The organism is Acinetobacter sp. 1000160 (genome assembly GCF_000588715.1).
GTDB lineage: Bacteria > Pseudomonadota > Gammaproteobacteria > Pseudomonadales > Moraxellaceae > Acinetobacter > Acinetobacter courvalinii.
In genome coordinates, this window is record NZ_JFWP02000004.1 from 20,060 (window position 1) to 34,911 (window position 14,852).

The window sequence follows — 14,852 nt, forward strand, 5'->3', positions numbered from 1 at the left end:
TTATTTTGTCTGGACAATTTAAAAAATTAACTCTTTTATTTTTAAAATAATTTTAAAAACTTTTTCAATTTTTTTTATCGCAATGGCATATTTTGCCAATCTGGCCATCAACAGAAACGATTTCTGCGGATGGCCATCTGAAAATGGCACTTAGCCGGTGTTACGCAAGCCCGCTGCAATCCCTGCAATGCTGACCATCAAGGCATGATCCACTGGACTATGTTCGGTTTGATGCTCTGCCAGATACAGGCGACGTCGTTTCATCAACTCGGCCTGTAATAAATGCAAAGGTAATAAATACGGTTTACGTACCTGCATCGATTGATCCAGTACCTCATTATTGCTCAGAAGTTTAGATTCACCTTTCAGGCTCAGGAGGGTATCGACTGCATTTTGCAGACGTTGGCGCAACTCGACACCAAGCACTTTTAAGTCCTGATCCTGAGTCAGATGCGATTCATAATACAGCGCGATATTGGCATCGGATTTGGACAGTACCATTTCCAGCATATCAATCAGTGTCTGAAAATAAGGCCATTGTTCCAGCATCTCATCCAGCGTGTTCTTGTGTTGTCCATGCACCTGATTGATGGCAGTGCCTGTGCCCAGCCAGGCTGGCAGCATCAGGCGAATCTGGGTCCATGCAAAGACCCAAGGAATGGCACGCAGCGACTCAATCCCGCCACTGACTTTACGTTTGGCAGGGCGAGAACCCAGCGGCAGCATTTGTAATTCCAGTTCAGGAGTTACGGTACGCAGATAGCTGACAAAATTTGGATTTTCACGCACGGTTTGGCGATAAACCTGTACCGATAAATCCGTCATCTGGTTCATCAGGTCACGCCATTCTTGTTTCGGTTCAGGTGGCGGTAACAAGGTTGCTTCCAGAGTCGCTGCAGTATAGATTTCCAGATTTTGCAGGGCGATCCCTTCCAGACCGAATTTAAAGCGAATCATTTCACCTTGCTCGGTAACACGGATCGCGCCTGAAATTGAACCGGGTGGTTGCGAGAACAGTGCTTGCTGTGTCGGTGCACCGCCACGGCTAATTGAACCGCCACGACCATGGAATAAGGTCAATTGCACGCCATGCTGCTGGGCAATCGCGGTCAGTTCTTCCTGAGCACGGTATTGCGCCCAGTTGGCCGACATAAAGCCTGCATCTTTGGCGGAGTCCGAGTAGCCAATCATGACTTCATGTTTGCCTTGAATATGCTGTTTATACCAGTGCATATTAAACAGGGTATTCATGGTTTTGGCTGCGCCGTCGAGATCCTTCAAGGTCTCGAATAAAGGCACTACACGTAGCGGCTGCTGGATGCCTGCTTCTTTTTGCAGCAACAACACTGCCAGTACATCACTTGGATATTCCGCCATGGAAATAATATAGGCACCCAGACTCTCAGGTGGCTGTTCAGCCAAGGTGCGCATGGTGGCAAACACTTCCAGTACATCGGAATGTTGAATCAGACTGCCTTCAGGTTCATTAAAAAACTTTGGCAGTAAGGGGCGCTTACTTTGCAGTTCCTGAATCAGGAAGTTCTGACGGGCCTGCTCGGTCCAGGATTCAAAATTACCCAGACCCAGATATTCGGTAATCGCGGAAATGGCTTGGCGATGGCGACCTGATTCCTGACGGATATCCAGTTTGAGCAGCTCAATACCAAAACAGTTGACCCGATAAATAAAGTCGAGTAATTGTCCGTTGGCGATCTCAGCCAGATTACAATCCATCAGTGAGCGGTAGCACAGCAGTAGCGGCGCCAACAATTCATCTTTGGTTCTGATGATGTTGCTGTCATCGGCATCTGTGCCTTGCAGGCGATGTGCCAGCCATGAGCGGGTGGCTTTTAAACGTTCGCGGGTTTCGCGTAAATATTCACGATAGGGTTCCGGATGCGCATAGCCCAATGCCTGAGTCATTTCAGCGGAACAGCTTTGAATCGATAATTCCCAACGTAGATTTTCGATATCACGCAGATAGAGATCAGCTGCTTGCCAACGCGATAACCACAGGACTTCTTGCGTGACTTGATGGGTCACATTCGGGTTGCCGTCACGGTCTCCCCCCATCCATGAAGCAAAGCGGATCGGTGCAACATGCAGTGGCAGACTTTGTTCACAATGCTGCTGGGTCAGTTCATTCAGTTCACGGACGAATTTAGGAACGGCATTCCAGAGGGATTGCTCAATCGTGGCAAAGCCCCATTTGGCTTCATCGACTGGGGTTGGGCGATGTTGACGGATTTCATCGGTCTGCCAGGCTGAACTGATCAATTGCTTGAGGGTGGCAATGGTTTGCTGGCGTTCTTTCGGGGTCAGCTTTTGCTGATCTAATTGGGAAAGGCAATCGGTAATATCGTCATATTTTTGAATTAAGGTACGACGGCTGACTTCGGTCGGATGGGCCGTCAGCACCAGTTCAATTTTTAAATCACAGATTTGCTGAAACAGTTGTTGTGCATTGATCTGCTGATTTTTGAATTTTTCAAACAAATGCGGCAGTGGATTTGGGCTGGGCGCGTGCTCATCAAACTCGGCCTGACGACGGCTGCGCACCACATGGTACTGTTCCGCAATATTGGCAAAGTTCAGAAAGTGAGAGAAAGCACGGGTCAGCGGCAGAATCTCTTCATCCTTTAAACCGAGAAACAATTGTTCTAGCTGTTTTTCTGCTTCGATCTGGCCGTCACGTGCGCCTTTAGCCAATGCCCGAATTTGCTCAATCTGATTAAACAAATCTTGCCCAGCATGTTGCTTTAAGGTCTCTCCGAGTAAATTGCCGAGTAAGCGGACATCTTCACGTAGTGGAGCAGTGATTTGCTGAATCATTCTAATTCTCCTGTTGTTCTCATCCGACTATAGCGCGATTGAAGGACAATCCAAGAGCAGAACGTAAAAAAATGTGAAATTTCTCTAAACTTTAGTCTGATATTTAAGCAAAAAAATCTCGATGGCATGTTCAATCATCTGATCGATTTCATCTGCTGTGGGCACAGGGGCTAAACCGAGCAATACCTGTTGATGACGGATCCCGAGCATCAGCGAGATGATCAGCTCGGTTTGCTTGATCGGTTCATCAGCCTGAATAAATTTAAAACTGATGGCCTGTTCAAAAAAATCACACCAGACATGGCACATGCGGGTATGTGAGGCATCAAAAAACTGTCGGGTTAAGGGGCTTTGTTCTGCTGCCAGTTCAAACAGCAAACAATCCAGTTTTAGTGCTTCTGGTAGATAGATAATACTTAAGGCACGCTGACACATCAGAACCAAAGCCTGTTTAAAATCAGAATCCGCCGTCAGCTGAAACTGTTTGGCCCGAATCGATTCTTCGCAGCTTTCCTCAATCGCGCACATAAACAGATTGTTTTTATCCTGAAAGTGGTTATACACCGTCAGCTTGGTAACACCTGCTTCCTTGGCAATCTGGTTCATGTTGGTGGCGTGGTATCCCATTTTTAAAAAAATAGATTTTGCGGCCTGTAAAATCTTGGCTCTTTTTTCTAAATCTTTGGGGCGGCCACTATGAATTTGCACGTTATCTTTCTCTTTTCATGAATTTAAAAATCAAGCAGATAGATTTATTTTTTAATTAATGTACCTGTGAGTATATTAATTAAAAAATAAACAATCTATGATAATGCTCATATCACGCCTTAAAAATCAATTTGAATAAGAGCGCAAACAGATGAAGCAGATCAATCCTATCATATTGGGCTTACTCATTGTCAGTAGTGTCGTCCTCAGCGCCTGCCAGAAAGAGCTTCCCAAGACCGAGGAAATTCCTTATGTCATGGTGGCCCAGCCGAGTGGTAACCATGTTGATCAAAAGAGTTATGCTGGGGATGTTCAGGCCAGACAGCAAACCGCTTTGGCCTTCCGTGTCGGGGGACAGGTGACCGAACGTTATGTTGATGTCGGGGATCGGGTCAGAGTTGGACAGGTGCTGGCGAAACTCGATGTCAAAGATGCGCAATTGCAAATGAATGCGGCCAAGGCACAGTTACAAAGTGCACAGGCCGCTGCAAAAATTGCCGCAGAAGAATATCAGCGTTATCAGCAGTTATTACCGGTCAATGCAGTGAGCCGTTCGCAATTTGATGCGGTCAAAAATCAGTATGAATCTGCTCAGGCAAGCTTGCAGCAGGCCCGTTCTAACTATGAAGTATCCTCCAACCAGACCGGTTATAACCAGCTGATCTCGAATAAAAACGGGGTGATTACCCAGCGTCAAATCGAGATTGGACAGGTGATTGCCGCAGGACAGGCCGCTTACCAGTTAGCCATTGATGGTGAACGCGAAGTGGTGTTTGGTGTGCCTGAACAGGCGGTCAGCAGCATTAAAGTGGGGCAGCCTGCATGGGTCACCTTGTGGTCACAGCCAGATGCACGTTTTGCTGCCAGAGTGCGTGAGGTTTCGCCAGCAGCCGACCAGTCCCGGACCTTTACCGTCAAAGTGTCTTTACTGGAAGGACAGTCCAGTATTCAGCTGGGGCAAAGTGCACGGGTGTTCTTTGTCGCACAGGACAATAATGTACTGAGTGTGCCTTTATCCAGTGTCACCGCCAATGATCAGCAAGCCTATGTCTGGGTGGTGAATACTAATCAAACCATTCGTAAAGTCCCAGTGACCTTAGGCACTTACGGGCGTGATAGTGTACCTGTTCTTGCCGGTTTAAAAGCCACGGACTGGGTCGTGGTCGGTGGCGTACATTTGTTAAGGGATCAGCAAAAAATTCATCCCGTCGATCGTGATAACCGCGATATTCAAGTTAAAACGGGAGGTTAAACATGAAATTTAACCTTTCAGAATGGGCACTCAAAAATAAGGGCATTATCCTTTATTTTATGCTGTTGCTTGGCATCGTGGGCATCATGTCCTATTCCAAACTGTCCCAGAGTGAAGACCCGCCATTTACCTTTAAGGTGATGGTGGTACAGACCTACTGGCCTGGCGCGACAGCCAAAGAGGTCTCGACCCTGGTCACGGATCGAATTGAAAAGGAGTTGATGACCACGGGGCAGTATGACCGCATCATGGCCTATTCACGCCCAGGTGAGTCCCTGGTGACCTTTGTCGCCAAAGACAGCCTACCGTCCAGTGCCATTCCGGATGTCTGGTATAACGTGCGCAAAAAGGTCAATGATATTCGGACCCAGTTGCCAAGCGGTGTACAGGGGCCGTTCTTTAATGATGAATTTGGCGATACCTTCGGCAATATCTATGTACTGACCGGCAAAGACTTTGACTATGCGGTAATGAAAGAATATGCCGACCGTTTGCAACTGCAATTGCAACGGGTCAAAGATGTCAGCAAGGTTAATCTGGTCGGTCTACAAGACCAGAAAATCTGGATTGAACTGTCCAATACCAAGGCAGTGCAATTAGGTGTACCGGTCACCGCGATACAGGAGGCCATCCAGAAGCAAAACGATATGGCGGGTGCCGGTTTCTTTGAAACGGGCACGGATCGTATTCAGATCCGGGTCAGTGGACATTTACATAGTGTCGATGACCTGAAAAAAATGCCGTTACTGGTCGGTGACAGAACCATTCAACTGGGTGATGTTGCCGAGGTTTATCGTGGCTTTAGCGAACCTGCACAGCCACGTATGCGTTTTATGGGCGAGAACGGGATCGGGATTGCGGTGTCGATGCGTAAAGGTGGCGACATCATTGCGTTGGGTAAAAATCTCGAAACCGAATTTAACCGCCTGCAAAAAAGCCTGCCTCTGGGCATGAAACTGCAAAAAGTGTCTGATCAACCTGTGGCGGTACAACGCAGTATTCAGGAATTCTTAAAAGTTCTGGCGGAAGCGGTGATCATCGTTTTACTGGTGAGTTTCTTCTCACTCGGTTTCCGTACTGGTTTGGTGGTGGCGCTGTCCATTCCACTGGTTTTAGCCATGACCTTTGCCGGCATGAACCTGTTCGATGTGGGACTGCATAAGATTTCACTGGGTGCCTTGATTCTGGCGCTGGGGCTGCTGGTGGATGATGCCATCATCGCGGTTGAAATGATGGCGATTAAGATGGAGCAGGGCTACAGTCGACTCAAAGCCGCAGGTTTTGCCTGGCAAACCACGGCTTTCCCGATGCTGACAGGCACCCTGATTACAGCTGCAGGTTTTTTGCCGATTGCCACCGCTCAATCGGGAACAGGGGAATATACCCGTTCGATTTTCCAGGTGGTAACTATTGCCTTGATCGTGTCATGGATTGCCGCCGTGTTATTTGTGCCTTATCTGGGGGAGAAACTCCTGCCTGATTTCACCAAGCAGCAACAGCAAGCCGCATGGTATGTGCGCTTGTGGGCAAGATTGCGCAAGCAACCTGCGCCTATTGTGGAAGCGCATGGACAACAGCATGATCCTTACCAATCCAAGTTTTATCAGTCTTTTCGCCGTGTGGTCGAAATCTGTATCACCTATCGAAAAACCGTGATTGCCGTGACCGTCGGGATTTTTGTGTTGTCGGTGGCGATGTTTAAACTGGTGCCGCAACAGTTCTTCCCGCCATCGAACCGTGCTGAAATTCTGGTGGACTTAAAACTGGAAGAAGGTGCCTCCCTGACCGCGACAGAACAAGCCGTACATAAAGTGGAACAATTCCTGTCGAAACAAAAAGGTATTGATAACTATGTGGCTTATGTCGGGACAGGTTCACCGCGGTTCTACTTGCCTCTGGATCAGCAACTGCCGCAAGCCAGCTTTGCCCAGTTTGTGGTGCTGGCCTCATCTTTAGATGATCGGGATGAAATCCGTCGTTCTCTAGATACACAAATCAAGCAGCTCTTACCTCAAGTGCGTACCCGGGTGTCGTTACTGGAAAATGGTCCGCCTGTGGGTTATCCACTGCAATATCGTGTTTCGGGTGAAGATCTGGCAACGGTTCGGGCCGAGGCTCAGAAAGTTGCGAAAGTCCTGAGTGAAGACCCGAATACCACCAATGTGCATCTGGACTGGGGCGAGCCAAGCAAAATCATTGCGATCGACATTGATCAGGATCGTGCCCGTCAAATGGGGGTGTCTAGTGTTGATCTGGCCAATTTCCTCAATGCCTCGGTCACGGGCTCGGTGATGAATCAATATCGTGAAAAACGTGAATTGATTGAAATCCGCTTGCGTGGTGATCAATCGGAACGGGTTGAAGTGGCGTCTTTAGCGAGCCTGGCGGTACCGACCAGTAAAGGCAGCACTGTGCCACTGGCGCAAATTGCCACAATCGAATCCCGCTTTGAAGAGGGTTTAATCTGGCATCGTAATCGTCTGCCAACCATTACTGTTCGCGCGGATATTCGCACGCATTTGCAACCTGCCACTGTGGTGCAACAGCTGGCAGACAAGATGCAGAGCTTACGTGCAGACCTGCCAAGTGGTTATTTACTGGAAGTGGGCGGCACAGTTGAGGAGTCGGCCAAGGGACAAAACTCGGTCAATGCTGGCATGCCTTTATTCCTGGCCGTGGTGATGACTTTATTAATGATCCAGCTACGCAGCATGTCACGCGCGGCCATTGTCTTGCTGACTGCACCATTGGGGTTGATCGGGGTGGTGGCATTCTTGCTGCTGTTTAATAAACCTTTCGGTTTCGTGGCAATGCTCGGTACGATCGCACTGTCAGGCATGATTATGCGTAACTCGCTTATTTTGATTGATCAGATCGAGCAGGATATACAGGCGGGACATGTGCCATGGGATGCGGTCATTGATGCCACCATGCGCCGTTTCCGTCCCATTGTCCTGACCGCACTGGCTGCGGTACTCGCGATGATCCCGTTATCTCGCAGTATTTTCTTTGGTCCGATGGCCGTTGCGATTATGGGAGGATTGATTGTTGCGACCTTATTAACCCTGTTTTTCCTGCCTGCACTTTATGCAGCATGGTTTAAGGTTAAAAAAACAACATAACTATCGTAATTATTTTGTGAATAAAGGTGCGAAATATTGAAAATTTCAATATAGTAGCACCTATATTTTAAGACCAAAAAATAATTGAATTTCATTGCATGACAAATTTTGCACAATGCTGTGAATGAGGTGATATAGAGCATGGGGCAAGACAATATTGAGCAGCATCGCCGCTATGTGGTGATTTCTTACGTGTTCATGTTTCTTGCATTATTTACAATCGTGTTTGCAGTGTTTGCCTACCTGTTAGCACGAAAAGTTGCGATTGTGGATAATGCTGAAGTATGGATACATGCGCATGCACTGTGGATTATGCGTAATGTGCTGTTATTTATCTTGATGGCCTTTTTTGCTGCCTTATGGTTTATTCCATTATTCTTTTTTGCGTGGGACAGCGCCCTCTGGGTGACTGCAATGACCGTTGCAGGTGTGGTCTTCAGTTCGATTGCCTGGTTATTTTTATTGAATGCATGGCTAAAAGGCATTGCCAAGTACTTTAAAAATAAAGCAGTTTTTTAATTTTACTGCTTTTTTATTGAATTAGACCTTGTAAATTTATCGTACAGCCCCTATTAAGGCTCTGTTGACTTTAGAAATAAAAAGTCGGCAGAGCCTATTTGTTTTTTTAGATTTGAATAAATTCCGTGAGGAGCATCGCCAACCATGGCTAAACGTGATTATTATGAGGTTTTAGGCGTTTCGAAAACCGCAAGTGATGATGAGATCAAGAAAGCCTATCGTAAGTTGGCGATGAAGTATCATCCAGACCGTAACCCTGACAATGCAGAAGCTGAAGAAAAGTTCAAAGAAGCGTCTGAAGCCTATGAAGTGCTGTCTGACGGCGAAAAGCGCAGCATGTATGACCGTGCTGGGCACAGTGCCTTTGAAGGTGGCTTCGGTGGTGCTGGTGGCGGCTTCGGCGGTTTTAGCGCAGAAGACATTTTCAGCCAGTTTGGTGATATTTTCGGTGGTGCGTTCGGTGGCGGTGGTCGTCAGCAACAACGCCAACGCCGTGGTTCAGACCTGCGCTATGTGATGGAACTGACGCTCGAAGAAGCGGTTAAAGGGGTGAAAAAGACCATTACCTTTACTGCGCCAGCGCCATGTGAAACCTGTGATGGTAAAGGTTCTCAAAATCCGAATGATGTCGAAACCTGTCGTACCTGTCATGGTGCAGGCCAAGTGCGTATGCAACAAGGTTTCTTCTCGGTGCAGCAAACCTGTAGTACCTGTCGTGGTCAAGGTAAAATCATCAAGAACCCATGTAAGAGCTGTCATGGTTCAGGCGTTGCCGATCGTCAGCAAACACTTGAAGTGACCATTCCTGCAGGCGTGGACAATGGCGACCGCGTACGCTTAACCGGCAAAGGTGAAGCGATCCGTGATGGTCAGGCCGGTGATTTGTACGTTGAAGTCGTGGTACGTGAACACGAAGTCTTCCAGCGTGATGGTGCGGATCTCTATATGGACGTGCCAGTCAGCATTGCAGATGCGGCTTTAGGTAAAGAAATCGAAATCCCGACCTTAGAAGGCCGTGTTAGCTTGAAAATTCCTGAAGGTACACAAACGGGTAAACTGTTCCGCTTACGTGGCAAAGGCGTTCGTCCAGTACGTAGCAGCATGGTCGGTGATTTACTCTGCCGTATTGTGGTAGAAACGCCGGTGAACCTGAACAGTCGCCAACGTGAATTGCTGAAAGAGCTACAAGCCTCTTTTGATGGGGATGGCCATGCTTCATCGCCAAAGAAAAAATCATTCTTTGATCGCCTGTTTGACTAATTGGCATTCATAAAAAAAACCTGCTACGGCAGGTTTTTTTTATGGGAAATTTTTAGCGCAAGCACAGAGTTTTGCTATAGTAGCTGAATTGTTTAAATAAAAGACTGGGAAAAATTATGTCAACTTCTCCACGCATTGGGATCTTGGGTGCAGGCGGACGCATGGGGCGTATTCTGATTCAAGCGGTACAACAGGCAGGTTACCAGCTTGCAGCCGCAGTGGAACGTCCGGAAAGCAGTCTGGTGGGTGCAGATGCAGGTGAGCTTGCAGGGATTGGCAACATCGGCGTCAAGATCGTGGGAAGTTTGAGTGAAGTATTGAAAGACTGTGATGTGGTGATTGACTTCACTGCACCGGATGCCACTGAACAGCATTTGAAGCTATGCCGTGAAGCGGGTGTGGCCATGGTGATCGGGACCACGGGGATGTCAGATCAACAAAAGGCATTCCTTGAAGAAACTGCAACTCATACTCCAGTCGTGTACGCTGCCAATTATTCAGTGGGGGTCAATGTTTCGATTAAATTACTGGAACTTGCAGCCAAAGTATTTGGCGATACGGTGGATATCGAAATCATTGAAGCGCATCATCGCCATAAAGTGGATGCACCGTCAGGTACTGCATTCATGATGGGTGAGGCGATTGCCGATACTTTAGGCCGTAACCTGAAGGAAGTGGCGGTATATGGCCGTGAAGGTTATACCGGTCCGCGTGACCGCCAGACCATTGGCTTTGAAACCATTCGTGGCGGTGATATCGTCGGTGAACATACCGTGATGTTTATTGGTGAAGGTGAACGTGTTGAAGTGACGCATAAAGCCACCAACCGTATGAACTTCGCCTCAGGTGCAGTTCGTGCAGCAGCCTGGGTGGTTGGCCGTGAAGCGCGTAAATACGATATGAAAGATGTTTTGGGCTTTAACGAGATTGAAGTATAAAACGTTCCTTTTTGGTACTATAAAAGAGCTTGTTGAGCTTTCTTTCCGTCAGGAGTGAAACAAGCTCTCGCTATCATTAAAACAATCGAGCATGACATGAATAAAAAACATATCGTCCTTGCTACACTGCTCAGTATCAGCAGCTTTACCGTCAATGCAGCAGCTGATAAGGCCAAGCTGAGCTTACATCGTAATAATATCAAGGTCTGGACCTATCAGACCGAAAATAACCCGATTATCCAATATAAAGCAGAAACCACGTTCGACGTACCACTGGAACGTGCCGCTGCCGTAGTGTTGGATGTAGAGCGTACACCGCAATGGGTGCCCTATGTCGGTAAGGCAAAAATGCTGTCGCGGGATGACAAAAAAGGCGAATTTACCTTGTACATGGTACTGGATTTTCCTTTCCCCTTAAAAGACCGTGATGTGGTGATTAAGGGCAAAATGACCAAGAACGCGGATGGCAGTATCAATATTAAAAACAATGCCATTCAGGATGATTATCCGGAACAGCCCGATGTGGTGCGTTTAAGCAAATATGCAGGTGACTGGACTTTCCAGAAATTGGCCAGCAATAAGGTCAAAGTGACCACCAGTGGATACGCTGATCCGGCAGGTTCGATTCCACTCAGCTTTGTGAATATGTTTGTACAGCAGCAACCTTATCAAATGCTGATGAAAATGAAAAAAGAAGTGCTCAATCCGATCTATGCGCAACCGAAGTTGCCCGAGTTATTGAAGTAATAAAAAAGCCTGATTGAATCAGGCTTTTTTATGTGGCTTATGCTTGCGGGCATTGTTTGAGTTGAGCCGCCGGTTTCTTGGCCAACTTGATCTGGATAAACACCAGAATTAAACCAATACCTGCCAGTACCGCACCGATCATGGAGACTGCTGTGTAGTTTAAGCCGAGACTTAAGACTGCGCCGCCTGCCGCTGCACCAATGGCATTGCCCAGATTAAAGGCGCCGATATTGACAGAAGACGCCAGACCGGATGCTTCACGTGCAACCGACATCACACGCATTTGCAAAGGCGGTACAATCGCAAATGCTGCCGCACCCCAGATCACCAGACCAATGGCTGCACCCAGTTGTGATTGCGCCAGGAATGGGAAAATCACCATCAAGCTGATCAGCAAGACCAGAAAACCAATCAGGGTTTTGTCGATCGACATATCTGCAAACTTACCGCCGAAATGGTTACCGATAGAGAAACCAATCCCGATCAAGACCAGCATCATGGTGATAAAGCTCGGTGAAGCATGGCTAAATTCAACCAGACTCGGCGCGATGTAGGTATACAAGGTAAACATGGCCGAAGCACCAAACACGGTGGTCAACAGCGCCAGCACCACAGGTAGGCGGGTCAGCACTTTCAGCTCCATTTTCACATCCGGTTTTTGACCGACAGAGCCTGCAGGCAGGGCTTTCCAGAGCGATAGCATGGTAATGATACCGAGTATAGAAATCGCCAGGAACGACATACGCCAGCCAATATTTTGTCCAACCCAGGTGGCGAGGGGTACACCGCCAATATTGGCAATGGTCAGTCCCATAAACATAGTCGCTACCGCACTGGCCTGTTTATTGGCTGGCACCACACTGGCTGCCACCACCGATCCAATCCCGAAGAAGGCACCATGGTTGAGGCTGGTCAGCAGACGAGCCCCCATTAAGCTCATGTAGTTCGGTGCAAAGGCTGCGATCAGGTTGCCAAGGGTAAAAATTGCCATCAGTACAATCAATGCATTGCGACGGGCAAAACCACCAAACCATAAGGTCATGATCGGCGCACCGAGCATCACGCCCAGTGCATAACCCGTGATCAGCATACCTGCACTTGGAATTGACACGCCCAGATCATTGGCAATATTGGGCAACAGTCCCATGGGAGAAAACTCGGTTGTCCCAATGGCAAATGCGCCAATGGCCAGTGCCAGCAACGGCAGGTTGATGCGGCTGCTCATGTTATTTGTCCCATTCAGGCGCAAATGGTTCAGGACTCACTTCTCGACCATTACGTTCTAGTTGAGCAATCAGCTGCATTTCCTCTGCACTTAAGGTTAAGTCTTGCGCTTTTAAGTTGCTGATCAGGTTTTCACGTTTTGTTGATGATGGAATCACGGCAAAACCATTTTGCAATGCCCACGCCAATGCGACTTGTGCCGTGGTTGCCTGATGCTGTGCAGCAATTTCAGCCAAAGTTGGATCATTCAGCACTTTGCCATAAGCCAGGGTCATATATGAGGTCACGTCAATGTCTTGTTCACGTAAGTAGTTCACCAGATTACGGTTTTGTAAATACGGGCTGAGCTCGATCTGGTTAGTGGCAATGTGTTCTACACCAATGCTGTCAATCGCTTGCTGGGTCAAGGCAATATTAAAGTTTGAGATCCCGATTTGTTTGGTCAAACCTTGTTGTTTCGCTTCCAGAAGTAATTGCATCACGCTCGGAATCGAGACACCCAGTGCTGGAGCTGGCCAGTGGATCAGGGTTAGATCGACGGCATCGGTACGAAGTTTTTGTAAGCTGTCTTTTAAGCTGGGAATAAATTTGTCTTCGGCAAAGTTATCAACCCAGATTTTTGTGGTTAAAAACAAATCCTGACGGGCAACGCCACTTTCAGCAATGGCTTGGCCTACAGCCGCTTCATTTTCATAAATCTGTGCGGTATCAATGGCACGGTAACCCACATCAAGGGCTGTTTTAACGGAATTAATCACCGCTTGGTCTTGAAGTCGGAAAGTACCTAAACCAAATTGAGGGATACGCATATTATTCACCTAATCTTGTCATGCTCGATTGAGCGTTTTCTGTTGATGGGTAGAATTTTGCAATAATTATTGTTGCTAAAAAATAGAGGAATTTGCAAAATATAGTTGACTAAATATCAATAATTGAAGGATTCAATGAAATCAACCATTGAAGAATTACTCGCTTTTATGACCATTGTCGATACCGGTTCCTTTATTGCTGCCGCAGAAAAACTCGGACAGACGGCATCGGGTCTCAGCCGTTCGCTCAGCCGTTTGGAATCAAAGCTGGAAGTGACCTTGTTAGAACGGACCACGCGCAAATTAAAACTAACACAAGAAGGGCAACAATTCCTGAATCACGCCCGTAAAATCTTAAGTGACTTAAATGCAGCAGAAGAGGCGTTGCAAAAATCCGATCAAGATACTTCCGGGCTTATCCGGATTGATTCGGCCACACCTTTTATTTTGCATGTGATTGCACCATTGGTGCATAAGTTTCGCCGTTGTTATCCCAACATTGAAATTGAGCTCAATAGTAATGATCTGGTGATTGATCTGCTGGAGCATAAAACCGATGTCGCCTTCCGTTTTGGTGAACTGCATGATTCCAGTCTGCATGCCAAACTGGTGTGTAAAAGCCGGATTTATATTGTCGCCAGCCCGGACTATTTAGGTCGTCATGGCATTCCACAACAGCCAAAAGAGCTGCTTCAACATGATGTGATTGGCTTTACCCGACCAGCCTATATCAATAAATGGCCATTAAAGATTGAGGGAGAATATTTTCAGGCCCAGCCTAAAATTAAAGCCTCAAGTGGAGAAACCGTAAGGCAACTGTGTCTGCGCGGGCAGGGGATTGCACGACTATCAGAGTTTGAAGTCTGGAAAGACCTCAATGAAGGCAATCTGGTAGCCCTGTTTGAAGACCAGATCGAACACTCTTATCAACGCATCCATGCGGTGTATTATCAGCAAGAACACTTGCCAAAACGTATCCGTTTATTTATTGAGTTTTTGACTGAGCAATTAAGTCAGGGCTTCTCGGTTTGCCAATAGCATCATTTTGAAGCTGCACATTCAGGACCGGAATGGACGGACCTGTTTTTGGCAGGACAGACACCACAATATGTTGCTGTTGTAGCTTGCATTCCAGTTCTACTGTTGGCAATAAGTTACTGGCTAGCATGACCCCATTTTCATTGGGTTTTTTATAGGTCATCTTGATGATACGACTCTCTGCAGTGGCTGCGCCTTTTTCCATTTTCCATAACTCATAAGTCGGTTGATTCTGCAGGCGTAAATAACCTTCCGAGAGTGACTTACACACCTGTTGTTGTGGGTAGGTGGCTTGGTCACTGAGTTCACAGCCGCTCAGTAAAATTATACCGAATATAAATAAGATATTATTTTTCATTGATTTATCCTGTGGCAGTTGATTTTTATAGCTTAACGGTGTTGT

General features: G+C 47.2%; 12 protein-coding genes. 7 read left to right on the forward strand and 5 right to left on the reverse strand.

Annotated elements, in window-relative coordinates; genetic code table 11:
- Positions 1-150: 150 nt before the first annotated feature.
- Both ppc and J699_RS09670 read right to left on the reverse strand, forming a co-directional pair.
- On the reverse strand, positions 151-2,832 hold the full coding sequence (ppc, locus tag J699_RS09675; RefSeq protein ID WP_005228123.1) for a phosphoenolpyruvate carboxylase: 2,682 nt from the start codon (positions 2,830-2,832) through the stop codon (positions 151-153).
- Between the two features lie 84 nt (positions 2,833-2,916).
- Positions 2,917-3,540, reverse strand: a complete 624-nt coding sequence (locus J699_RS09670; RefSeq protein WP_009508874.1) for a TetR/AcrR family transcriptional regulator — start codon at positions 3,538-3,540, stop codon at positions 2,917-2,919.
- Positions 3,541-3,691: 151 nt separating this feature from the next.
- On the opposite strand from J699_RS09670, the gene J699_RS09665 reads away from it, so the two are divergent.
- The 6 genes from J699_RS09665 (at position 3,692) to J699_RS09640 (ending at position 11,378) form a co-directional block, all read left to right on the forward strand.
- Positions 3,692-4,792 (forward strand): efflux RND transporter periplasmic adaptor subunit, encoded by a 1,101-nt coding sequence (locus J699_RS09665; RefSeq protein WP_032868342.1) that lies wholly within the window; start codon positions 3,692-3,694, stop codon positions 4,790-4,792.
- Between the two features lie 2 nt (positions 4,793-4,794).
- Positions 4,795-7,914 carry an efflux RND transporter permease subunit gene (locus J699_RS09660; RefSeq protein ID WP_009508861.1) on the forward strand — a complete coding sequence of 1,040 codons (3,120 nt, stop codon included), beginning with the start codon at positions 4,795-4,797 and terminating at the stop codon, positions 7,912-7,914.
- A gap of 141 nt (positions 7,915-8,055) precedes the next feature.
- Positions 8,056-8,433, forward strand: coding sequence for a hypothetical protein (locus J699_RS09655; protein WP_005282195.1), 378 nt, complete (start codon positions 8,056-8,058; stop codon positions 8,431-8,433).
- A gap of 144 nt (positions 8,434-8,577) precedes the next feature.
- The gene (gene dnaJ / locus J699_RS09650) at positions 8,578-9,693 is read left to right on the forward strand and encodes a molecular chaperone DnaJ (protein WP_005228114.1); all 1,116 of its coding nucleotides are present in this window, start codon (positions 8,578-8,580) and stop codon (positions 9,691-9,693) included.
- Between the two features lie 116 nt (positions 9,694-9,809).
- Positions 9,810-10,631, forward strand: a complete 822-nt coding sequence (gene dapB, locus J699_RS09645) for a 4-hydroxy-tetrahydrodipicolinate reductase (RefSeq protein WP_005228113.1) — start codon at positions 9,810-9,812, stop codon at positions 10,629-10,631.
- 96 nt (positions 10,632-10,727) lie between these two features.
- Positions 10,728-11,378 (forward strand): START domain-containing protein, encoded by a 651-nt coding sequence (locus J699_RS09640; RefSeq protein WP_032868345.1) that lies wholly within the window; start codon positions 10,728-10,730, stop codon positions 11,376-11,378.
- 37 nt (positions 11,379-11,415) lie between these two features.
- Here J699_RS09640 and J699_RS09635 read toward each other — a convergent pair whose 3' ends face one another.
- Together J699_RS09635 and dkgB are read right to left on the reverse strand one after the other, a co-directional pair.
- A complete protein-coding gene (locus J699_RS09635) occupies positions 11,416-12,603 on the reverse strand; it encodes an MFS transporter (protein ID WP_032868347.1) in 1,188 nt (395 codons plus the stop codon).
- Between the two features lies 1 nt (position 12,604).
- Positions 12,605-13,411 carry a 2,5-didehydrogluconate reductase DkgB gene (gene dkgB, locus J699_RS09630; RefSeq protein ID WP_032868349.1) on the reverse strand — a complete coding sequence of 269 codons (807 nt, stop codon included), beginning with the start codon at positions 13,409-13,411 and terminating at the stop codon, positions 12,605-12,607.
- A gap of 135 nt (positions 13,412-13,546) precedes the next feature.
- Here dkgB and J699_RS09625 point away from each other — a divergent pair, with 135 nt between their 5' ends.
- A complete protein-coding gene (locus J699_RS09625; protein ID WP_009508889.1) occupies positions 13,547-14,449 on the forward strand; it encodes a LysR substrate-binding domain-containing protein in 903 nt (300 codons plus the stop codon).
- Here J699_RS09625 and J699_RS0218660 read toward each other — a convergent pair.
- Complete coding sequence (locus tag J699_RS0218660) at positions 14,397-14,807, reverse strand: hypothetical protein (protein ID WP_005282215.1); 411 nt, start codon at positions 14,805-14,807, stop codon at positions 14,397-14,399. The two genes, J699_RS09625 and J699_RS0218660, sit on opposite strands and share 53 nt — an antisense overlap.
- Positions 14,808-14,852 lie beyond the last annotated feature (45 nt).

Bases quoted from the DNA above. Each gene is read 5' to 3' on its own strand.
- J699_RS09660 (WP_009508861.1), top strand. From the start codon at position 4,795: ATGAAATTTAACCTTTCAGAATGGGCACTCAAAAATAAGGGCATTATC.
- dapB (WP_005228113.1), top strand. From the start codon at position 9,810: ATGTCAACTTCTCCACGCATTGGGATCTTGGGTGCAGGCGGACGCATG.
- J699_RS0218660 (WP_005282215.1), bottom strand. From the start codon at position 14,807: ATGAAAAATAATATCTTATTTATATTCGGTATAATTTTACTGAGCGGC.
- J699_RS09655 (WP_005282195.1), top strand. From the start codon at position 8,056: ATGGGGCAAGACAATATTGAGCAGCATCGCCGCTATGTGGTGATTTCT.
- J699_RS09635 (WP_032868347.1), bottom strand. From the start codon at position 12,603: ATGAGCAGCCGCATCAACCTGCCGTTGCTGGCACTGGCCATTGGCGCA.
- J699_RS09665 (WP_032868342.1), top strand. From the start codon at position 3,692: ATGAAGCAGATCAATCCTATCATATTGGGCTTACTCATTGTCAGTAGT.
- J699_RS09640 (WP_032868345.1), top strand. From the start codon at position 10,728: ATGAATAAAAAACATATCGTCCTTGCTACACTGCTCAGTATCAGCAGC.
- ppc (WP_005228123.1), bottom strand. From the start codon at position 2,832: ATGATTCAGCAAATCACTGCTCCACTACGTGAAGATGTCCGCTTACTC.
- dkgB (WP_032868349.1), bottom strand. From the start codon at position 13,411: ATGCGTATCCCTCAATTTGGTTTAGGTACTTTCCGACTTCAAGACCAA.
- J699_RS09625 (WP_009508889.1), top strand. From the start codon at position 13,547: ATGAAATCAACCATTGAAGAATTACTCGCTTTTATGACCATTGTCGAT.
- dnaJ (WP_005228114.1), top strand. From the start codon at position 8,578: ATGGCTAAACGTGATTATTATGAGGTTTTAGGCGTTTCGAAAACCGCA.